The organism is Wolbachia endosymbiont of Cardiocondyla obscurior, from assembly GCF_902713635.1.
GTDB classification, from domain to species: domain Bacteria; phylum Pseudomonadota; class Alphaproteobacteria; order Rickettsiales; family Anaplasmataceae; genus Wolbachia; species Wolbachia pipientis.
The window spans coordinates 1-365 of sequence record NZ_CACTIU010000134.1; the positions used below are offsets into that span (position 1 = coordinate 1).

Sequence of the window (365 nt, forward strand, 5' to 3'; positions counted from 1 at the left end):
TAAATATACAGACTTACAACTTTTGGTTGGTAATACCATAATGGAAATTTATCATTCATTTTAGAAAATACTATAGAATAAAAAAACGCCATACTTGAAAGTATAATGTAAGTAATTAGCCAACTACGGGGCTTCTTTTGCCTTTTTTTTCATTTGGTAAATTTCTTAAACATTTATGGCTAAACGACAATCGTCATCCCGCTACTTGTTAGCGGGATCTCTTGCCGAGATACCGCGAATGAATCGCGGTATGACGGTTCGCGGTGGCATGACGATAAAGTTTATACCTCGTCATCCCGCTGCTTGTTAGCGGGATCTCTTGTTAGCGGCTGAGATACCGCGAATGAATCGCGGTATGACGGTTC

Annotated in this window: 1 protein-coding gene; it reads left to right on the top strand. The window is 39.7% G+C overall.

The genetic code is table 11. The features are described from left to right. The first annotated feature begins 175 nt into the window (after positions 1-175). Positions 176-310: a hypothetical protein gene (locus tag WOCAOBSORBRA_RS06515; RefSeq protein WP_281346864.1), complete on the top strand. Its 135-nt coding sequence runs from the start codon at positions 176-178 to the stop codon at positions 308-310. Positions 311-365: the final 55 nt, after the last annotated feature.